This window comes from Sphingomonas sp. CFBP 8765, from assembly GCF_014841445.1.
In the GTDB taxonomy this organism is placed as follows: Bacteria; Pseudomonadota; Alphaproteobacteria; order Sphingomonadales; family Sphingomonadaceae; genus Sphingomonas; species Sphingomonas aerolata.
This window is the reverse complement of record NZ_JACYTY010000003.1, coordinates 23,398-42,578: the sequence shown is the minus strand read 5'-3', so window position 1 is coordinate 42,578 and position 19,181 is coordinate 23,398. Positions and strand designations below refer to the sequence as shown.

The following is a 19,181-nucleotide window of genomic DNA, read 5'->3' as shown; positions in this document are numbered from 1 at the left end:
GATACAAGGGACTACTGAATGACGATCAAACCGCTGCGCAAGGCCGTATTCCCCGTTGCTGGGCTTGGCACGCGATTCCTTCCGGCGACCAAGTCGATGCCCAAGGAGATGCTGACCGTCGTCGACAAGCCGCTGATCCAATATGCCGTCGAAGAGGCGCTGGAAGCGGGGATCGAGCAGATCATCTTCGTTACCGGACGCGGCAAGGGTGCGCTCGAGGATCATTTCGACATCTCCTACGAGCTCGAGGCGACGATGCGTGCGCGCGGCAAGTCGCTGACCGTGCTCGACGGCATCCGCCAGCGGCCCGGCTCGCCCGTCTATGTCCGTCAGCAGGAGCCGCTGGGTCTTGGCCATGCGGTCTGGTGCGCGCGCGAGATCGTCGGCGACGAGCCGTTCGCGGTGCTGCTCCCCGACGAGCTGATGGTCGGCAAGCCCGGCTTCATGAAGCAGATGGTCGAGGCGTATAACAAGGTCGGAGGCAACGTCATCGGCGCGCTCGAGGTCGCCGATTCGGAAACCGACAAATACGGCATCATCTCGCCCGGCGCGACCGACGGCCGCCTGACCGAGGTCACCGCGCTGATCGAGAAGCCCGCCAAGGGCACCTCGCCGTCGAACCTGATGATCCCGGGCCGCTACATCCTCCAGCCCGAAGTGATGCGCATCCTCGAAGGGCAGGAAAAGGGCGCCGGCGGCGAGATCCAGCTGACCGACGCGATGGCGCAGCTGATCGGCAACCAGCCGTTCCACGGCTTCACCTTTGATGGCCAGCGCTACGATTGCGGCGACAAGGCGGGCTATATCCAGGCCAATCTCGCGCTCGCACTCGCACGCGACGATATCGGACCGGTCGTCCGCGCCTTCGCCAAGACGCTGCTGGGCTGAACGATCTGCAAGATGCGGGGCGGGTGGGTTCAGCCCATCCGCCCCGCTCGTTTTCGGATCAGCCGCCGCCGCAGCAGGGGCAGCCGGGATCCTTGGGCAGCCGGATCGTCCGGAAGCGGAGCGACAGCAGGTCGATCAGCAACAGCTGGCCCGCCACATCGTCGCCGAACGGCGCGACCGCACGAATCACTTCCAGCGCGGCCAGGCTGCCGACCACGCCCGTGACGGGGCCGAGGATGCCGTCCTCCGCACAGCTCGTCTCGGCACGCTCGGGATTCTCGCCGACGAAACAGCGATAGCAGGGCCGGTCGGGCTCCCAGCCGCGATAGACGCCGAGCTGGCCTTCGAACTGTCCGACCGCCGCCGAGACCAGCGGGATCCGCGCCGCATGCGCCGCATCGGCGACCACGAACCGCGTCGCGAAATTGTCGCAGCCGTCGAGCACCACGTCCGCGCCCGCGATCAGCGCGCCGATATTGCCTTGGTCGACCCTCAGGCGGTGCGTGTCGACCGTGACGTTCGGATTGATCCGGCGCAGCGCGGCGGCGGCGGCCTCGACCTTGGCGAGACCCTGGTCTTCGGTGCGGAAGATCGTCTGACGCTGCAGGTTCGACGTCTCGACCGCGTCGTCGTCGATCAGCACGAGGCGCCCGATCCCGGCCGCCGCGAGATACTGGATCGCCGGCGAGCCGATACCGCCGGCGCCGATCACCACCGCCGTCGCCGCCTTCAGCCGCAGCTGACCGGTGCCGCCAAACTCGCGAAGAACGATGTGCCGGGCATAGCGCGCGAGTTCGTCGTCGGAGAGCGTCATGCCTTCCACGCGAACACCATCGTCGTGCGGTACCAGCTGTCGGAGGCGGCGCCGCGCAGATCGACATTGTTGCGCGCCGCGCCCAGCAGCAGACCGGCGGCGAACTGCTCGACCGTCGGACAGTCGATCGCGCGCGGCGTGACCCGTCGCACCCGGCCATCGGCCGCGGCGAGCAGCGCGAGGTCGAGGTTCAGGACCCAGCCCTGCGGCGTCCGCGTCGCGCCTCCGCATCGCCCGGCCAGTACCTCGCGCTGGACGAACGTGCTGGCATCCAGCGACGGGGCAACCGTGCGCCGCAGCCGCAACACCGGCAGCGCGCTCCAGTCCTGTGGCGGCAGCGGGACGCCACCCGTCACCTGCGGCGGCGCGGATGGCGCAGGCGCGGGGGGCAGGGTCGGAACGACGGGCGGGGGGATGATCCGCGGCACGGGCAGCGCCGGTGCGGCCTGCGGATCGGCGGCCGGGGCCTGAACGGCGCCCAGCGACGCTGCCAGGAGGAGCAGCGCGATCATCGTCCGGTCGACCCGAATCCTCCATGCCCGCGCATCGTGTCGTCGAGCGTCTCGACCTCGCCGAGGCTCGCGCGCACCACCGCCGCAGGAACGAGCTGCGCGATCCGGTCGCCGCGGGCGATGTCGAAGGGGGCATCGCCGAGATTGGCGAGGATCACCTTCACCTCGCCGCGATAGTCCGAATCGATCGTCCCGGGCGTGTTGAGGCAGGTGACGCCGTGCTTAAGCGCCAGCCCCGAACGCGGCCGCACCTGCACTTCGTACCCTTCGGGAATCGCGATCGCAAAGCCGGTCGCGACCGCCGCGCGGGCGCCCGGTGCAAGCGTCAGCGGCTCGGCCGCGACCACGTCCATGCCAGCGGCACCGGCGGTCGCATAGGCGGGCAGGGGGAGGCCATCGCCATGCGGCAATCTCTTGAGGTCTATACGGATCGTCATGCGGCGCGGTTTAGCGCATCGGCTGTGCGGGTTCCAGCGCATCGGCGACGCGCCGTGCCAGCTGCGCCGCGACTGCATCCTTGCCCTGCCGCGGCCAGCTCTCGACGCCGTCCTTCGTGACGATATGGACGCTGTTGCTGTCGCCGCCCATCACGTCGCCCGACACGTCGTTGGCGACGATCCAGTCGACGTCCTTGCGCGCGCGCTTGGCGGTCGCATGCTCGACGACGCGTTCGGTCTCGGCGGCGAAGCCGATCAGCAGCGCGGGGCGCTGCGGGCTGCGCGCGAGTGTCGCGAGGATGTCGGGGTTCTCGGACAGCGCGAGCGTCGGCGTCGCGTCACCCTTCTTGATCTTCTGCACCGCGGCGTCGACGTGCCAGTCGGCGACCGCCGCGACCATGATCGCGGCATCGACGGGCAGGGCGCGGTCCACCGCATCGGCCATCTCGCGCGCGGTCTCGACGTCGATGCGCGTCGTGCCCGCAGGGGTCGGCAGCGTCACCGGCCCCGCCACCAGCGTCACCCGTGCGCCAAGCGCCGCTAGCGCGCCCGCGATCGCGAAGCCCTGCCGCCCCGACGACCGGTTGGCGATATAGCGGACGGGATCGATCGGCTCGTGCGTCGGCCCTGCGGTGACGAGGATGTGCCGGCCCGCGAGACGCTGCGGCTCGGCCTCGAGCGCGGCATCGATCGCGTCGGCGATCCGGTCGGGTTCGGGCAGCCGCCCCGGTCCGAATTCACCGCACGCCATCGGCCCCTCGTCGGGCGCCATGACAGTAATGCCGTCCGCGCGCAGCTGCGCGACGTTGCGCATCGTCGCGGGGTGCAGCCACATCCGCACGTTCATCGCCGGCGCGGCGAGCACCGGCTTGTCGGTCGCGAGCAGCAATGTCGTCGCAAGGTCGTTGGCGAGCCCGCCCGCCATCCGCGCGATCAGGTCCGCGGTCGCGGGCGCGACGACAATCAGGTCGGCCTGTCGGCTGAGCTGGATATGCCCCATCTCCGCCTCGTCCTTCAGGTCCCACAGGGTGGTGTAGACCTTGTCCTCGCTGAGTGCGGCGAGCGTCATCGGCGTGACGAAATGCTGCCCCGCCTCGGTCAGCACGCAGCGCACCGCATGGCCCCGCTTGCGCAGGAGGCGGACGAGTTCGCTCGCCTTGTAGGCGGCGATGCCGCCCCCGACGATCAGGAGAATACGCTTCATGCGGCGAGTCCTAGCGGATCACGCGCGTCACCGTAATCCGTCGTGTATCGCGCGCCGCGACGATCATGTCGCGCAGGCCATCGACCGCGAAGACGATCCCGACCAGCAGGACGGGGGTGGTGATCAGCGCCCAGGGGAAGTCGTCGCTGCGCACGCCCAGCGCAATCACCGCCGCATAGCCCAGCAGCGTCGCGAGCGCGCGGACGGCGGCAGGATCGCGCCACGCCAGCCACCCGAACAGCGCGGTCGCGATCAGGACCGCCGCCAGCCAGTCCGGCAGCAGCGCGAGGCCCGACGACAGCGTCACGAGCTGCACATAGAAGCCGAACCCCTCCAGACCGCTCAGCCCCTGCGCACTCCGGTCGAGCGGACCGGTCACCAGCGTCACCGCATGCGCATGCGCGGCGAGCGCGACGAAGAAGATGAGGGTCGCGCCGACCCATGCGGCGGCCTCGCGGCGCTCGCCCTCGATCCACGCGATCACCGCCATGATCACGACATAGATCAGCGCGGTCTCGCGGATCAGCATCGCCGACAGGCCGAGCGCGACCGCGGGGATCCACTCACCGGGGCGCCGCAAGGCGAGCGAGAGCGCAATCAGAGCCCCCGCCCAGACTTCGGGGAAGACGACCAGCGGCGGCTCGAGATGCACGTAGAGCCCCGTCAGGATCAGCAGCCCCGCGATCCCCACGGGGATCGGCCCGGTCATCGCAGGGCGTAACCGGACGATCCATGCGCCCATCACGCCAATGTAGAGGAGCGGCAACAGCGCGGTGACGATCAGCGGCGGCACCGCGGCCTGCACCACCGCCAGCGTCGGCAGCCGGACCGTCGTATAGGGCTTGAGCGGGGCGTGCGCGACGCGGTGCGCCTCTGCCGCCGCGACATAATAGGGCGTGCCGCTGCGCACGTTTGCGACGACGCTTTGATAGAGCAGCAGCTCGGTTTGGCCCAGCGGTGCGGACGCCATGCGCGCCTCGCTCGGGCGCGGTCCGGGCGCGCTGGTCGCGGTCAGGCATGCGAGCAGCAGCATCGCGAACAGCGCGAGCCCCAGCCGCGCCTGCGACCGGGACATGCCGGCAAACCGGCTCGGGCCGACCAGCCACAGGGGGGCGCCCCGCCGCGTCCTCATCCGACGTGCAGGCTCAACCGAAGACCAGCGTGGCGGCAACCCCGGCCATCGCCGCGATCACCGCGACGAGGCCATAGCGCCAGCCGCCGCCGATCCGGATGACCTCGATCTCGCGCAGCGGCATCGTTGGCGGTGCGCCGCCGGGTGCCGGGTAATGCGCCTCGATCCGGCGGACCAGTTCGGGCAGCCGGGTCAGCGTACGCACGTCCTCGATGATCCGGTCGGCGATCGCCGCCTCGGGGCCGAGTTCGCCGCGGATCCAGTCGCGCACGAACGGCTCCGCGCTCTCCCACAGGTTGATGTCGGGATCGAGGCTGGTCGCCACGCCCTCGACCATCACCATCGTCTTCTGCAGCAGCAGCAGGTGCGGCTGCGTCACCATGTCGAAATCGCGCGTGATCGAGAACAGGCTGTCGAGCATCATGCCGATCGACATGTCCTTGACCGGCAACCCGCGCATTGGCTCGCCGACCGCGCGCAAGGCGGTCGCGAATTCGGCGACGTCGTGGTGCGCGGGGACATAGCCCGCCTCGAAATGGATTTCGGCGACGCGTTTATAGTTGCCGGTGATCAGCCCGTAGAGGATCTCGGCGAGCCAGACGCGGGCGCGCCGGTCGATCCGGCCCATGATGCCGAAATCGATCGCCGCGATCCGGTTGCCCGGCAGCGCGAACAGGTTTCCCTGGTGCATGTCGGCGTGGAAGAACCCGTCGGCGATCGCCTGCCGCAGGAACGCGCGGACCAAGGTCTGCGCGAGGCCGGGCAGGTCGTAGCCCGCCGCCACCAGCGCGGGACGATCCGACAGCTTGATGCCGTTGATCCACTCGATCGTCATGACCTTGGCGGTCGATCGTGCCCAGTCGATCGCGGGGATGACGAAATCGGGCTCGGCGGTCATGCCGTCCGCGAGCTCGGACGCCGAGGCGGCCTCGCGCCGGAAATTCAACTCGCGCAGCGTCCAGCGCTTGAACGTCTCGATCGTCAGGCGCGGGCGCAGACGCATCGCCTCGGGGCTCAGCGCCTCGAGTTGCGCCGCCGCCCAGCTATAGGTGTCGATCGCCCGCGCGAAATCATCCTCGACGCCGGGGCGCAGCACCTTGACCGCGACCTGGCGGCCATCGGTGGTCGTCGCGCGGTGGACCTGCGCGATCGACGCGGCACCGACCGGGACCTGCTCGATCCGCGAGAACAGCGTTTCGAGCGGCTTGCCGAAGCTCGCCAGCATCGCCGCCTCGATCGTCTCGTAAGGGACCGGCGACAGCTGGTCCTGCAGCCGCAGCAGATCCTGCGCAGCATCCTCGCCGACCAGGTCTGGGCGGGTGGCGAGCGTCTGGCCGAGCTTGATCGCGGCGGGGCCGATCGCCTGGAATGCATCGGCATAGCGCGGCACCTTCGGCACGCGCGCACCGAACCGGGCGATCCGCGCGAGGCGACGCACGGCGGCCGGCGTATTGGGGTCCCGCTCGATCCCGCGCAGCGCGCCGTGCCGGGCGAGGATGCGACCCCATTTGAGGAGCCGCCAGACATGGGTGGTCGAGGCGGTCATCGGGCTTGTGCGTCGTGAGAAGGGGTTTGTTCACGCGAAGGCGCGGAGGCGCGAAGAGAAGAATTTGGTTCGCGCGGAGGCGCGGAGGCGCGGAGAGTGTGCACCCTGCCGCGACTGCGGCTTTTCATCATCGGCGAAGAGTTGATTATGCGCTGTCGCGCGAATGCGGCTCTGACTCTCCGCGTCTCCGCGTCTCCGCGTGAACCCCTCTTCGCGCCTTCGCGCCTTCGCGTGATCACTAAATCTTCCAACCCGAATGAATCGCAACCAGACCGCCCAGCAGCGGCTCGACCTTCGTCTGCACGAAACCAGCATCCGCGATCATGCCCTTGAACTTGGGCATGTCCGGGAACCGACGGATCGACTCGATCAGATAGCGATAGCTGTCGGCATCCTGCGCGAGCAGTTGCCCGAGCTTCGGCACCATCTTGTGCGAATAGGCGTCGTACACCTCGGCAAAGCCCGGCCAGACGGTGGTCGAGAATTCGAGGCAATAGAAGCGCCCGCCGCGCCGCAGCACGCGGTGGGCCTCGCGTAGCGCCTTGGGGATGTCGGTCACGTTCCGGATCCCGAACGCGATCGTGTACGCGTCGAAGAACCTGTCGGGGAAGGTCAGCGTCTCGGCATTCGCCTCGGTCCAGACCAGCCCGTCGAGCCCGCGCTTGTGCGCGCGTTCCATGCCGACCTCGAGCATCTGCGGATTGATGTCGGCGACCGTGATCGATGCGCCCGACGGCTCCATGCGGAACGCGATGTCGCCGGTGCCGCCCGCCATGTCGAGGATCTGCTCGCCTTCGCGCGGCTTCACGCGGCGGACGAAGCGGTCCTTCCACAGCCGGTGCATGCCGCCCGACATCGCGTCGTTCATCAGGTCATATTTGCTCGCGACGTTCGAAAACACGCCGCCGACGCGCGCGGTCTTCTCGGTGGCGGGAATGTCCTCATAACCGAACGAGACGGTATCGGCCTTCGGGGCGGTGTCGGGGATGAGAGCGGGGGCGGGCGCGATGTCATTCATGCCCCGTGCTCTAGCGGCGCCTTGTGGCGCGGGCAAACGCAACCTAGCTGGAAAACGTGCCAGAACTTCCCGAAGTCGAAACCACCGTGCGCGGGCTCGAACCCGTGCTCCTCGGCCAGCGCCTGGCCTCGGTCGAGCCGCGCCGTGCGGACCTGCGCAAGGCGATTCCCGTCGACCTGCGGCAGCGCATGACCGGCGCGACCGTCACGCGGCTGTCGCGGCGCGCCAAATACGGCCTCATCGACACCGATCGCGGCGATACGCTCGTCTTCCATCTCGGCATGTCGGGACGCTGGCGGGTCGATCCCAGCGCGATCCTGCCGCACGACCATCTGCTCATCGGCACGGCGGCGGGGCGGACGGTCGCGCTCAACGACCCGCGACGCTTCGGCTTTCTCGATCTCTGGTCCAGCGAGGCGATCGCGCAGTATCCGCCGTTCCTCGCCATGGGCCCCGAGCCGCTCGGCCCCGATCTGACCGCGGCCTATCTCCTTTCGGCGCTCGAAGGGCGGGGGGCGTCGATCAAGACGATGCTGCTCGACCAGCGGATCGTCGCAGGACTCGGCAACATCTATGTGTGCGAGGCGCTGCACATGGCGAAGATCGCGCCGAGCCGGGCGGCGGGGCGGATCGCGCTGCCGCGACTCGAACGGCTGGTCGAGGCGATCCGCGCGGTGCTGACCGCCGCGATCCTCGCGGGCGGATCGAGTCTGCGCGACTATGCGCGACCCGACGGCGAGCTTGGCTATTTCTCGAAACAATGGCGCGTCTATGGTCGCGAGGGCGAGCCCTGTTCGTGCGGCGCGCTGGTCCGCCGCAGGACGGAGGGCGGGCGTTCGACCTTCTGGTGTGCGCGTTGCCAAAAGGCATGACGGAACGCGGTTGACGATTCGGTGCGGAGTGGGTAGGAGCCGCGCTTCGAGAGGGCGTAGGAGCAATCCGGCGCCCCTTTTTATCATTCGAACATCCAGAGGGCTTCATGGCGAACACGCCGCAGGCGAAAAAGCGTATCCGTCGCAACGACCGTCGCGCGGAAGTGAACGGCAACCGCGTTGGCCGTATCCGTACCTTCATCAAGAAGGTCGAGGCCGCACTGGCTTCGGGCGACAAGGGCGCAGCGACTACCGCACTGGCCGCGGCACAGCCTGAGCTGCAGCGTGGCGTCGCCAAGGGCGTGCTGCACAAGAACACCGCGAGCCGCAAGTTCGCGCGTCTGACCAAGGCCGTGACCGGGCTCGCATAAGCGACCCGACATGGCCGGAGCGGATTGCCCGCCGGGATCTTCCCGGCGGGTTTTTTGCGTCTGCAAAGGGAACGGAAGGCGCGCGCGCGCAACCCACGGATTCCCCGCGATTCGAGTGATGCCGGATCATGCCGCACCGGCTCCGAAATCGTAAAAATTGGCCAAACACAGCCACTTATAAAAATATCGACGCATTTCCGGGGCTTGATCAAGTCAACCCGCTTTATTTCGAAAATGTGACGTGCTCGGGCCTTGCTAGACTCGCCGATCGCTTCATAACTGAGCGAACGGCGGCGGTGAATCACGGACGTGAATCACCACTGCGCAAGCAACAGGGCGAAGATGCCGGGCGACCCTATGGGTCGTCACGGGGGATCATTTTCTGTCGGGACTATATCACCAGCGCGGCTGTCGCGCGGGGTCGGAGAAGTGTGCGCGTGACGAATTGGCAAGGATCGACCGTGCACGCTTCGGAGGCCGAAAAGGCCTGGGATCGCGTGCGCTCGTCCCTGCGCGAGTCTGCCGGCGCGCGCCTGTTCGAGCAGTGGCTGAAGCCGATCGAGCTGATCCCGAGCGACGACGAGGAGTCGATCCGCCTCGCCTTGCCGTCCGCCTTCATGACGAACTGGGTCCGCAACCATTATGCGGACCGGCTCGCCCTCGAATTCCGGCAGATCCTGCCGCAGGTCCGCACCGTCCAGATCGAGACGCGCAGGCCTGGCCCGAAGCCCGTGCTGCTGGTGATGCCGACCCCCGCGGAGACCCTGGACCGCGACACCGCAGCCGCGGCCGTGGAACCCGCTCAGGTCCCGGTCAAATTCGGCGTCGACCCGTCGCTGAAGCCCGCCCCCGCCCCCGCGGCACAGCCCGTACCGGCCTACGACACCGTCATCCCCGAGCGCCCGCCGCTCGATCCGCGCTATACGTTCGACCGCTTCGTCGTCGATGCGTCGAACAAGGTCGCGTTCAACGCCGCCAAGGTGCTCGCCGAGCCCGGACCCGTCCGGTTCAGCCCGCTGTTCCTCCACAGCAACACGGGGCAGGGCAAGACGCATCTGATGCATGCGATCGGCCATGCGTTCCTCGCCGCCAACCCGCACGCGGTCGTGCTGTGCATGTCGGCCGAGCGATTCATGTATGATTTCGTCGCAGCGATGCGCGCACGCGACACGCATGCGTTCAAGCGCCGGCTGCGCGGTGCCGACCTGCTGCTGATCGACGATCTCCAGTTCATCGCCGGCAAGGACGCGACGCAGGAGGAATTCTTCCACACGATCAACGAGATCATGACCGCCGGCAAGCGGCTGGTGATCTCCGCCGATCGCTGCCCGCAGGCGCTCGAGGGTGTCGAATCGCGGATCATCAGCCGCATGGCGGTCGGGCTGGTCGCGGACATCAAGGCGCCCGACCTGCTGCTGCGCCGGACCATCCTCGACCGCAAGCTCGTCGACCTGCCCGACCTGCGCGTGCCGACCGACGTGCTCGATCTGATCGCGAGCCGGATCCACGCCAATATCCGCGAGCTCGAGGGCGCGCTCAACCGCGTCATCGCCTATGCGCAGCTGACCGGCGAGACGATCGACCTCGAGTTCGCGATCGCGACGCTCGGCGAAGTGCTGCGCGGCGCGCAGAAGCGCGTGACGATCGACGAGATCCAGAAGCTGGTGACGGCGCATTTCGAGCTGAAGCCGCTCGACATGATCTCGGCCCGCCGCGCGCGTGCGGTCGCGCGGCCGCGACAGATCGCGATGTATCTCGCCAAGCGGCTGACGACGCGGTCGCTGCCCGAGATCGGACGCAAGTTCGGCGGCCGCGATCACTCGACGGTCATCCACGCGGTCCGCAAGATCACCGAACTGCGCGACCAGGACCGCGACATCGACGCCGCGGTCCGTGTGCTGATGCGCGAACTGGAGGGCTGAGGCCCTCGCGCCCCTAATCCCGATGACGGGAAGAGGGGGGCAGCTTAGACCTGCAACCCCATCGCATCCTGCGTACGCTTCAGCACCGGCGCCGCCAGCGCGCGCGCCTTTTCCGCCCCGTCGCGCAGCACCGCGGTCACCGCGCTTCGATCGTCGAGCAGTCGCACCATCTCGTCACGAATCGGCCCAAGCTTGGCCACTGCGAGATCCGCGAGCGCCGGCTTGAACGCGCCGAACCCCTTGCCGCCATATTCGCCCAGAACGGTCGCGACGTCGCTGTCCGCCAGCGCGGCATAGATGGTCAGCAGGTTGCGCGCCTCCGCCCGGTCGCCCAGCTCGTCGACGGTCGCGGGCAGCAGGTCGGGATCGGTCTTCGCCTTGCGGAACTTGTCCGCGATCGTGTCGTCGCTGTCGATCAGCTTGACCACCGACTGTTCGGACGGGTTCGACTTGGACATCTTGGCCGACGCATCGCGCAACGACATGATCCGCGGCGCCGCCTTGCTGATCAGCGGCGCGGGGAGCGTGAACAGGTCGACGCCGTAATCGCCGTTGAACTTGGTCGCGATATCGCGCGCGAGCTCGAGATGCTGCTTCTGGTCCTCGCCGACCGGCACGTGGGTCGCATTGTAGAGCAGCACGTCCGCCGCCATCAGCACGGGATAGTCATACAGCCCGACGCTCGCGCCCTCGCGGTTCTTGCCCGCCTTGTCCTTGAACTGCGTCATGCGGTTCAGCCAGCCGACGCGCGCGACGGTATTGAGCAGCCACGCCATCTCGCTGTGCGCGGGCACGCGCGCCTGGTTGAACAGGATCGACTTAGCCGGATCGACGCCCGCCGCGATCATCGTCGCGGCGACCTCGAGCGTGTGTGACGAGAGTTCGGCCGGCGCGATCCATTCGGTCGGCGCGTGCAGATCGGCGATGAAGAACATCGACTCCCCGCCCTGCGCGACGACGTCGTCCTGCAACGTCACCCATTGCTTCACCGCCCCCAGGTAATTGCCGAGATGGAGATTACCGGTGGGCTTGATGCCGGAGACGACGCGCATGGGAAAACCTTATTTGGAACGACGCAGGAGCGTGGAGATGTCGCCCAGCCGGAACGCGCCGGTGAGCAGGGTGGCGATCGCATAGACGACCCCGCCGGTCGCGACCAGCACGAGCATCGCCCCCCAGCGCTCGGTCCCGCTGCCGGTGACGAACGGCTGGAACAGGTCGTTGAGGAAATACATCACGCCGCCCATGATCAGCGCGGCGACCAGCAGCCGCCACGTCCGCCGCACCAACCGCGCATCGGGGATGAAATGCCCGCGACGGACGAGCGTGCGATACAGCATCGCGACGTTGACCGTGCTCGCGATCGCGGTGGCGAGCGGCGGGCCCATATGGCCGAGCGGCTTGATGAAGGCGAGGTTGAGGACGAGGTTCACGACCATCGACATCGTCGCATAGCGCACCGGCGTCTTCGTGTCGGACCGCGCATAATAGCCCGGCGTCAGCACCTTCACGAGGATGTAGGACGGCAGCCCGATCGAGAAGGCGGCGAGCGCCTGCGCGGTGAGGATGCTGTCGTCGAGCGCGAACTTGCCGTGCTGGAACAATGCGCCGACGATCGGCACGCCGCAGACGATCAGCGCCACCGTCGCGGGCAGCGTCAGGAACAGCGCCAGCTCCATGCCGCGGTTCTGCGTCGCCATCGCCTCCGTCTCCTCGCCGCGACCGAGCTGGCGCGAGATGGTGGGGAGCAGGACGGTGCCAAGCCCGATGCCGATCAGCCCGAGCGGCAGCTGGTTCAGCCGGTCCGCGAAATAGATGTACGAGACCGAGCCCGCGGGCAGCAGCGCGGCGGCGAGCGCGGTCGAGACGACGAGGTTGATCTGCACCGCACCCGCACCCGCGGCGGCAGGCCAGATCAGCGACATCAGCCGCTTCACCTCGGGATTGAGCTGGGGCCGCTTCAGCCGGAGCACGACGCCCGATCTGCGGCAGGCGTAGATCAGCCAGAGCAGCTGGAGCGCGCCCGACACCGTCACCGCGATCGCCTGGTTGCGCGCGGTCATCAGCGGCAGCCGCTCGTGGAACAGCAGCAGTGCGGCGATCAGCGTCGCGTTGAGCAGGATCGGCGCCGCGGCGTTGATCCAGAATTTATGCAGCGAATTGAGGATGCCACCGAGCAGCGAGACGAGGCTGATCAGCAGCAGATAGGGCAGGGTGATCCGCGACAGGTGGACCACATACGCAAACCGCTCGGCGCTCGCCCCGTTGAACCCGAAGGTCAGCAGCCAGGTGACGGGCCAGGCGGCGAGCTCGAGCAGCACCGTCATGCCGATCAGCACCGGCAGCAGCACCGACAGCGCGTCTTCGGCAAAGGCGATGCCGTCGGGCAGGCCGCGCCCATCCTTGTCGCCGACCTTGCGGTTGAACATCGGGATGAACGCGGCCGAGAACGCGCCCTCGGCGAAGAGGGCGCGGAACATGTTGGGAAGGCGGAAGGCGATCAGGAACGCATCCGATGCGAATCCTGCGCCGACGAACCGCGCGAACAGCGAATCGCGCACCAGCCCCAGGATCCGGCTGGCGAGCGTCAGCCCGCCAACCGATCCCAGCGCCTTGGTCAGGTTCACCTATACGCCCTCCGGTCCGGGCTTCACGCCTGGCCGAAATCGCCGACGTTCGGCTGGATGCCCTGCTGCTCCGACTGCTGGAGATAGAGCTGCGCGAAATCGATCGGCTCGAGCAGCAGCGGCGGGAAGCCGCCGTCACGCACCGCATCCGACAGCACGCGGCGGGCGAACGGGAAGAGCAGGCGCGGGGCCTCGCCCAGCAGGAAGGGCTGGACATGCTCGGCCGGGATGTTGCGCAGCCCGAACAGGCCCGCAAAGGACAGGTCGACGATGAAGGCGACCTGGCCGTCGGTCTCGGCGCGGACGTCGATCTTCAGCACGACCTCGTGCACCTCGTCGCCGACCTGCGCCGCGCCGATGTTGAACTGGACGTCGATCGCGGGCGGGGTCTGGTTCTGGTAGACTGCGGGCGCGTTGGGGTTCTCGAACGAGAGATCCTTGACGTACTGCGAGATCAGGCCGGCGGCGGGCGCTTCGTCGGCACCATTGGCAAGCGGCTGATCCGCGATCGACATGCCGTTCTGGTCGTCCATGATCTGCGAATCCTTCGTATAAATGAGGTGGGACCGAAGCGGACGGGTCGCGCGTTCGTGTCTTGAGGCAGTGCGCGTAGCAGTGCCCGACGGGTGTTTCAACGGCTACGGATCCCACGGAATCCTAGGCGGGTTTGAAAAGAGACGCCGTTGCCCTATGTTGGGACGAAGATCGGAGGCACGGTTGTTTTACGTAGTACTTCTCGCGATGGTCGCAGGGTTCCTGGCGATGCGTCTTTATAGCGTGCTCGGAAAGCGGACCGGTCATGAACAGCAGCCCCTGCCGCGTGCGGCAGAGGAGCGGTCCATACCCGTCACGATCCCGCGCACGATCGATGCGGCCGCCGAACAGCGGACGATCGCGAACCGCAACATCGACGCGCGCGCCGAACCCGGCCTGCGCTCGATCATCGCCGTCGAGCCCGGCTTCGACGTCAACCAGTTCCTCGAAGGTGCGCAGGCGGCCTATCGCATGACGCTGGAGGCCTTCTGGAAGGGTGATGCCGATACGCTCGCCGATCTGGCGGAGGACGATGTCCGCACCGCCTTCGTCGAGGCGATCGCGGCGCGCGAGGCGGCCGGCGAGACGCTCGACAATCGTCTGGTGACGATCGAACGTGCGGTGATCGCCGACGCGTCGGTTTCGGGCCGCGAAGCCCGGATCTCGGTGCGCTTCGATGCGGACATCGCCGCGATCACGCGCAACGAGGCGGGCGAAGTCATCGCCGGGTCGCTCACCGACGCGGTCGAGACGCATGACATCTGGACGTTCGTCCGGACGCTGAAAAGCGCCGGCCCGAACTGGAAGCTCGCGGACACCGACGAGGCGTGACGCGCGCGATCAGGGGGATTGGCGGTTCGTTCGCGCTGGCCCTGGCACTCAGCGGGTGCGTCGGCGGTGTCGCGGCACCGACCGACCGCCCGTCCTCGCCGGGCACCGCATCGCCGGCGGCCACCGCCGGAAAGCCGCCCCGGGGTCAATTTACCCCAAACAGTGACAACATTCGCAACATTCGCGGCATCCAGATACCCGCCCGCATCGTCGGGGCGGTTCCGCTGGCTGCCGTTCCTGTCGCTCCGCCACTGCCCGGCGCGCTCGCCCCGGTCAGCGCGGTCACGGCCGGCGTAACGCTGGGGCCGTCGCTGGCAACGCTGCCGATCAGCGATGCGCAGGCCGAGGCCGCACGCCTGGCCTTCGTCACGAGCTGCCCCGGCTTGCAGCGTCGTTCCGACCAGTCGGGGCTGACCCGCGGTGCCGATTGGCAGCCCGCCTGTGCCGCGGCGCAGGCGACCGGACCCGGTGGCGCGCGCGCATTCTTCACCCAGTGGTTCGAGGCGGTCCAGGTCGGCGACGGCAAGGCCTTCGCGACGGGCTATTACGAGCCAGAGATCGCCGGCTCGCTTGAACGTCGCGACGGCTATGCGCCGGTCTATGGTCGCCCGCGCGATCTGATCGACGTCGATCTCGGCGCCTTTTCGACATCGCTGAAGGGTAAGAAGATCCGCGGCCGCGTGTCGGGCTCGAACTTCATTCCTTATTATGACCGCACCGCGATCGAGCAGGGCGCGCTTGCCGATACTGCGCCGATCCTCGCCTGGGCGAAGGATCCGGTCGAACTCTTCTTCCTCCAGATCCAGGGGTCGGGACGTCTTCGTCTGCCCGACGGGTCGATCCTGCGGATCGGCTACGACACACAGAACGGCCGCGACTATACCGGCATCGGCGCGCTGATGAAGACGCGCGGGCTGTTGCAGCCCGGCCAGACCTCGATGCAGGGCATCGTGCGGTGGCTCCACGATCACCCCGTCGAGGGGCAGGCGATCATGCGCGAGAACAAGAGCTTCGTGTTCTTCCGCGAACTCGACGGCGCGCCGCAGGGTGCGATGGGCTATCCGGTGACCGGGCAGGTCAGCGCGGCGGCGGACGTGAAGTTCGTGCCGCTCGGTGCGCCCGTGATCCTGTCGCTCGACCGGCAGGATGCGACCGGGCTGTGGATCGTCCAGGATACCGGTGGCGCGATCAAGGGCAGCAACCGGTTCGACACCTTCTGGGGTGCCGGCGCCGCTGCCGAGGCGACCGCTGGCGGCATGGCGGGGCGCGGCACCGCGTTCCTTCTGCTCCCGATCGGCACCACCGCACGGCTCAGCGCCGCAACCGCGAACGGGGCGCGCTATGACGGGTCGTCCGCTCAACCCTGACGAGGCGCATCTCTGGGCGCGCGTGATGCAGACCGTGCGCCCAATGCGCGCGGTCCCCAAGCTCGCGCCCCCGGCCGTGTCGTTAGCCGCGCCCGTCGCGACGACGCGCAAGGTAAAGCCGACCAAGGGCATCCGCCTGCCAACGCTTCCGCCCCCACCCGGCGCTGCGCCGCTGAAGACGGCGGCGCGCACCCTGTCGCCGGCCAACACGCTCGACGGTGGCTGGGACAAAAGGCTGCTGCGCGGCGCGGTCAGTCCCGACAGTTCGATCGATCTTCACGGCCACACGCTCGCCTCCGCGCATGCGATCCTCGACACCGGCCTGTCCCGCGCGATCGCCCGCGGCGACCGTGTGCTGTTGCTGGTGACGGGCAAGCCGCCGCGCCCCGAGAGCGAACGGCCGCATGCGCGCGGCGCGATCCGTGCGGCAGTCATAGACTGGCTCTCGATCTCGCGTCATGCCGGCGGGATCGTCGCGGTCCGCGGCGCGCATCCCCGGCACGGGGGGGCGGGGGCGCTCTACATCATCCTGCGTCGCAGCCGCGAACTGGGCGGCTGACACGATGGGTTATCCGCGCTCGACCGTGCGGACGATGACATCGGCATAGATGTCGGTCAGGCGGTACAGGTCCTCGACCGCAACCGCCTCGTCCACCTTGTGCATCGTCGCATTGATCAGCCCGAATTCGACCACCGGGCACAGCTTCGCCAGAAACCGCGCGTCGGACGTGCCGCCCGTCGTCGACAGGTCTGGGACGACCCCCGTCACCGCGATGATCGCGTTGGACACCAGCGTCGACAACGGCCCGGGTTCCGTCAGAAAGGCTTCACCCGACACGCGACCGGTGACGACCGCTGCTGGATCATGCCGTGCGGCCAGCGCGGCGATCCGGGCGATGAGCGCGTCGCCGCTATGCGTGTCGTTGAACCGGATGCTGAGCCGCGCCGACGCTGTGGCCGGGATGACGTTGTGCGCGGGATTGCCGACCGCGATATCGGTGACCTCGATGTTCGACGGCTGGAACCACGCATTGCCCTGGTCGAGCGCGACGGTCTCGATCTCGGCGAGGATCGCGACCAGCCGTGGGATGGGATTGTCGGCAAGGTGCGGATAGGCGACGTGACCCTGCCGCCCGGGGACGCTGATCCAGATATTGACCGAGCCGCGCCGGCCGATCTTGATCGTGTCACCAAGCACGGCGGTGGAGGTCGGTTCGCCGACGATGCAATGGTCGGGCCGGATGCCCCGTGACGCCATCCGGTCGATCAGCGCGCGCGTCCCGAAGGTAGCAGGGCCTTCCTCGTCCCCGGTGATGATCAGCGACACGGTGCCCGCGTCGGTCCGGCTGGCGGCCGCCGCAAAGGCGGCGATCGCGCCCTTCATGTCGACTGCGCCGCGCCCGTAGAGCAGGCCGTTGCGAACCTCCGCCGACCAGGGCGAGCCCTGCCACCCCTCGCCAGGGGGTACGACGTCGAGATGCCCTGCAAATGCCAGATGCGGCCCCGATCCAGTCCGGACCGCGAGCATGTTTTCCACCGGACCGTCGGGCGCTTCGCCGATCGTGAAGCGGTCGACGTCAAAGCCGATCGGAGTCAGCGCCGCCTCCAGCACGTCAAACACGCGGCCCCGCGCCGGCGTAATGCTGTCTTTGGCCAGCAGCGCCTGCGCCAGCGCCAGCGGATCGATCACCGCAGCGCGCTCGGCGCCGGCTGCTCATATTGTTCGATCACCCAATCCTCTTCCTGCGCGCCGGCGATCCAGTCCTGCATGAAGGGATGGTCGAACATCGCCTGCATATAGCCCTGCGCGAACCGGGCGATCGGCAGCTGATAGGTGACGATCCGCGTGACGACGGGCGCGTACATGATGTCGGCCGCGCCGAACGTACCGAACAGGAAATCGCCGCCGCCCCCAAAGCGCGCGCGCGCCTGAGCCCAGAGCTCCATGATCCTCTGAAGATCGACCAGGACATCGTCGTCGGGGCGCTGCGCCGGGAAGATCTGGCGGACGTTCATGCTGTGCTTCTTGCGTAACGCGGCAAAGCTCGAATGCATTTCGGCCGCCATCGAGCGGGCCATGGCGCGGGCCGCCTCGTCTTCGGGCCAGAAGCGGTCGCGACCCACCTTGTCCGCGAGATAGTCGACGATCGCCAGGCTGTCCCATACGACCGCCTCGCCATCCCACAGGATCGGCACCTTGCCCGACGAGGGGGCGAACTCATCGCCTTGGCGCCGCTTTTCCCATTCCGCATCGTAGAGCGGGACGACGACCTCGTCGAAGGGCAGCCCGGACTGCTTGCAGGCGAGCCAGCCGCGAAGCGACCAGGAGGAATAGGCCTTGTTGCCGATGACGAGTTTCATGGCCCGGGGACTAGCGGGCGGGAGCGGCGAGGGCAATCTCTGCCGCCCTCGCCGGATGCACGGGCGTCAGCTGACGGCTTCGACGACCGCCGCGCGCAGTTCGGGGATGCCCATGCCGTATTCACTCGACGTCACGAGGATGTCGGGATGCGCGGCGGGGCGCTTGCGGGCCTCGACCGCGGTGCGCTCGGTGACCTCGACGAGTTCCGACGCCTTGATCTTGTCCGCCTTGGTCAGCACCATGCGATAGCTGACCGCAGCCTTGTCGAGCATCTCGAGGATCTCGCGATCGACGTCCTTGATGCCGTGGCGCGAGTCGATCAGCACGAGTGCGCGCTTGAGCACGTCGCGGCCGCGCAGGAAGTCGTTGATCAGGAAGCGCCACTTCTTGACGACATCCTTGGGCGCCTTGGCAAAGCCGTAGCCCGGCATGTCGACAAGGCGGAAGGCGAGCGGCGCGCCGACCTCGAAGAAGTTCAGTTCCTGCGTGCGTCCGGGCGTGTTCGACGTACGCGCCATCGAATTGCGCCCGGTCAGCGCATTGAGCAATGATGACTTGCCGACGTTCGACCGCCCGGCAAACGCCACCTCCGGCACCGACGCATCGGGCAGGAATTCGAGCGTCGGCGCCGACTTCAGGAAGCCGACATGCCCGGCGAACAGCTTGCGCGCATGCTCGAGCTGCTCCGCGGTGAACGGCGCGTCGGTCTGCTCGAGATCGGGACCCAGGTTCGAGCCGGCGGTC

General features: G+C 68.0%; 20 protein-coding genes. 7 read left to right on the top strand and 13 right to left on the bottom strand.

Annotated elements, in window-relative coordinates; genetic code table 11:
- The first annotated feature begins 18 nt into the window (after positions 1–18).
- Positions 19–888, top strand: a complete 870-nt coding sequence (gene galU, locus IFT87_RS08715; protein ID WP_031394718.1) for a UTP--glucose-1-phosphate uridylyltransferase GalU — start codon at positions 19–21, stop codon at positions 886–888.
- A 58-nt stretch (positions 889–946) separates the two neighbouring features.
- Here the strand turns inward: galU and IFT87_RS08710 are convergent, their stop codons facing one another.
- The 7 genes from IFT87_RS08710 to IFT87_RS08680 form a co-directional block, all read right to left on the bottom strand.
- Entirely contained in the window at positions 947–1,702 is a 756-nt protein-coding gene (locus IFT87_RS08710) for a HesA/MoeB/ThiF family protein (RefSeq protein WP_037531158.1), read from the bottom strand.
- Positions 1,699–2,214: a hypothetical protein gene (locus tag IFT87_RS08705; protein ID WP_192008230.1), complete on the bottom strand. Its 516-nt coding sequence runs from the start codon at positions 2,212–2,214 to the stop codon at positions 1,699–1,701. The genes IFT87_RS08710 and IFT87_RS08705 overlap by 4 nt, the downstream gene beginning before the upstream one ends.
- A complete protein-coding gene (gene dut, locus IFT87_RS08700; protein ID WP_037533326.1) occupies positions 2,211–2,651 on the bottom strand; it encodes a dUTP diphosphatase in 441 nt (146 codons plus the stop codon). Before dut ends, IFT87_RS08705 begins: the two co-directional genes overlap by 4 nt.
- Positions 2,652–2,661: 10 nt before the next feature.
- A complete protein-coding gene (coaBC, locus tag IFT87_RS08695; protein WP_192008228.1) occupies positions 2,662–3,855 on the bottom strand; it encodes a bifunctional phosphopantothenoylcysteine decarboxylase/phosphopantothenate--cysteine ligase CoaBC in 1,194 nt (397 codons plus the stop codon).
- Positions 3,856–3,865: 10 nt separating this feature from the next.
- Positions 3,866–4,987, bottom strand: a complete 1,122-nt coding sequence (locus tag IFT87_RS08690) for a hypothetical protein (RefSeq protein WP_192008226.1) — start codon at positions 4,985–4,987, stop codon at positions 3,866–3,868.
- A gap of 13 nt (positions 4,988–5,000) precedes the next feature.
- Complete coding sequence (gene ubiB, locus IFT87_RS08685; protein WP_159512496.1) at positions 5,001–6,533, bottom strand: 2-polyprenylphenol 6-hydroxylase; 1,533 nt, start codon at positions 6,531–6,533, stop codon at positions 5,001–5,003.
- A gap of 238 nt (positions 6,534–6,771) precedes the next feature.
- Entirely contained in the window at positions 6,772–7,551 is a 780-nt protein-coding gene (locus IFT87_RS08680; RefSeq protein ID WP_042467653.1) for a class I SAM-dependent methyltransferase, read from the bottom strand.
- Between the two features lie 56 nt (positions 7,552–7,607).
- Here IFT87_RS08680 and mutM point away from each other — a divergent pair, with 56 nt between their 5' ends.
- The 3 genes from mutM to dnaA all read left to right on the top strand — a co-directional run bounded on the left by mutM (position 7,608) and on the right by dnaA (position 10,716).
- Positions 7,608–8,423, top strand: a complete 816-nt coding sequence (gene mutM / locus IFT87_RS08675) for a bifunctional DNA-formamidopyrimidine glycosylase/DNA-(apurinic or apyrimidinic site) lyase (RefSeq protein WP_031441657.1) — start codon at positions 7,608–7,610, stop codon at positions 8,421–8,423.
- A gap of 107 nt (positions 8,424–8,530) precedes the next feature.
- Positions 8,531–8,794 (top strand): 30S ribosomal protein S20, encoded by a 264-nt coding sequence (rpsT, locus tag IFT87_RS08670; protein WP_031394736.1) that lies wholly within the window; start codon positions 8,531–8,533, stop codon positions 8,792–8,794.
- Positions 8,795–9,255: 461 nt separating this feature from the next.
- Positions 9,256–10,716 carry a chromosomal replication initiator protein DnaA gene (gene dnaA, locus IFT87_RS08665; protein ID WP_235188442.1) on the top strand — a complete coding sequence of 487 codons (1,461 nt, stop codon included), beginning with the start codon at positions 9,256–9,258 and terminating at the stop codon, positions 10,714–10,716.
- Between the two features lie 44 nt (positions 10,717–10,760).
- Here the strand turns inward: dnaA and trpS are convergent, their stop codons facing one another.
- Genes trpS through secB form a run of 3 tightly spaced genes read right to left on the bottom strand, consistent with a single transcriptional unit; the run spans position 10,761 to position 13,876 of the window.
- Positions 10,761–11,768: a tryptophan--tRNA ligase gene (trpS, locus tag IFT87_RS08660; RefSeq protein ID WP_031394738.1), complete on the bottom strand. Its 1,008-nt coding sequence runs from the start codon at positions 11,766–11,768 to the stop codon at positions 10,761–10,763.
- Between the two features lie 9 nt (positions 11,769–11,777).
- Positions 11,778–13,343, bottom strand: coding sequence for a murein biosynthesis integral membrane protein MurJ (gene murJ / locus IFT87_RS08655; protein WP_192008224.1), 1,566 nt, complete (start codon positions 13,341–13,343; stop codon positions 11,778–11,780).
- A 23-nt stretch (positions 13,344–13,366) separates the two neighbouring features.
- A complete protein-coding gene (gene secB, locus IFT87_RS08650; RefSeq protein WP_031394740.1) occupies positions 13,367–13,876 on the bottom strand; it encodes a protein-export chaperone SecB in 510 nt (169 codons plus the stop codon).
- Between the two features lie 184 nt (positions 13,877–14,060).
- On the opposite strand from secB, the gene IFT87_RS08645 reads away from it, so the two are divergent.
- The 3 genes from IFT87_RS08645 to IFT87_RS08635 are packed head-to-tail and all read left to right on the top strand — an operon-like array spanning position 14,061 to position 16,634.
- A complete protein-coding gene (locus tag IFT87_RS08645) occupies positions 14,061–14,708 on the top strand; it encodes a Tim44/TimA family putative adaptor protein (RefSeq protein ID WP_156360333.1) in 648 nt (215 codons plus the stop codon).
- Positions 14,705–16,075 (top strand): murein transglycosylase A, encoded by a 1,371-nt coding sequence (locus tag IFT87_RS08640; RefSeq protein ID WP_342211145.1) that lies wholly within the window; start codon positions 14,705–14,707, stop codon positions 16,073–16,075. The genes IFT87_RS08645 and IFT87_RS08640 overlap by 4 nt, the downstream gene beginning before the upstream one ends.
- Complete coding sequence (locus tag IFT87_RS08635) at positions 16,050–16,634, top strand: Smr/MutS family protein (protein ID WP_037533317.1); 585 nt, start codon at positions 16,050–16,052, stop codon at positions 16,632–16,634. The genes IFT87_RS08640 and IFT87_RS08635 overlap by 26 nt, the downstream gene beginning before the upstream one ends.
- A gap of 9 nt (positions 16,635–16,643) precedes the next feature.
- Here IFT87_RS08635 and dapE read toward each other — a convergent pair whose 3' ends face one another.
- From dapE to yihA, 3 genes are all read right to left on the bottom strand, one after another.
- Positions 16,644–17,765 carry a succinyl-diaminopimelate desuccinylase gene (gene dapE / locus IFT87_RS08630; protein WP_037533315.1) on the bottom strand — a complete coding sequence of 374 codons (1,122 nt, stop codon included), beginning with the start codon at positions 17,763–17,765 and terminating at the stop codon, positions 16,644–16,646.
- A complete protein-coding gene (locus IFT87_RS08625) occupies positions 17,762–18,436 on the bottom strand; it encodes a glutathione S-transferase (RefSeq protein ID WP_031393802.1) in 675 nt (224 codons plus the stop codon). The genes dapE and IFT87_RS08625 overlap by 4 nt, the downstream gene beginning before the upstream one ends.
- Positions 18,437–18,502: 66 nt before the next feature.
- Positions 18,503–19,165: a ribosome biogenesis GTP-binding protein YihA/YsxC gene (gene yihA, locus IFT87_RS08620; protein ID WP_031393803.1), complete on the bottom strand. Its 663-nt coding sequence runs from the start codon at positions 19,163–19,165 to the stop codon at positions 18,503–18,505.
- Between the last annotated feature and the right edge of the window lie 16 nt (positions 19,166–19,181).

Bases quoted from the DNA above. Each gene is read 5' to 3' on its own strand.
- galU (WP_031394718.1), top strand. From the start codon at position 19: ATGACGATCAAACCGCTGCGCAAGGCCGTATTCCCCGTTGCTGGGCTT.
- IFT87_RS08710 (WP_037531158.1), bottom strand. From the start codon at position 1,702: ATGACGCTCTCCGACGACGAACTCGCGCGCTATGCCCGGCACATCGTT.
- IFT87_RS08705 (WP_192008230.1), bottom strand. From the start codon at position 2,214: ATGATCGCGCTGCTCCTCCTGGCAGCGTCGCTGGGCGCCGTTCAGGCC.
- dut (WP_037533326.1), bottom strand. From the start codon at position 2,651: ATGACGATCCGTATAGACCTCAAGAGATTGCCGCATGGCGATGGCCTC.
- coaBC (WP_192008228.1), bottom strand. From the start codon at position 3,855: ATGAAGCGTATTCTCCTGATCGTCGGGGGCGGCATCGCCGCCTACAAG.
- IFT87_RS08690 (WP_192008226.1), bottom strand. From the start codon at position 4,987: ATGAGGACGCGGCGGGGCGCCCCCCTGTGGCTGGTCGGCCCGAGCCGG.
- ubiB (WP_159512496.1), bottom strand. From the start codon at position 6,533: ATGACCGCCTCGACCACCCATGTCTGGCGGCTCCTCAAATGGGGTCGC.
- IFT87_RS08680 (WP_042467653.1), bottom strand. From the start codon at position 7,551: ATGAATGACATCGCGCCCGCCCCCGCTCTCATCCCCGACACCGCCCCG.
- rpsT (WP_031394736.1), top strand. From the start codon at position 8,531: ATGGCGAACACGCCGCAGGCGAAAAAGCGTATCCGTCGCAACGACCGT.
- trpS (WP_031394738.1), bottom strand. From the start codon at position 11,768: ATGCGCGTCGTCTCCGGCATCAAGCCCACCGGTAATCTCCATCTCGGC.
- secB (WP_031394740.1), bottom strand. From the start codon at position 13,876: ATGGACGACCAGAACGGCATGTCGATCGCGGATCAGCCGCTTGCCAAT.
- IFT87_RS08635 (WP_037533317.1), top strand. From the start codon at position 16,050: ATGACGGGTCGTCCGCTCAACCCTGACGAGGCGCATCTCTGGGCGCGC.
- IFT87_RS08625 (WP_031393802.1), bottom strand. From the start codon at position 18,436: ATGAAACTCGTCATCGGCAACAAGGCCTATTCCTCCTGGTCGCTTCGC.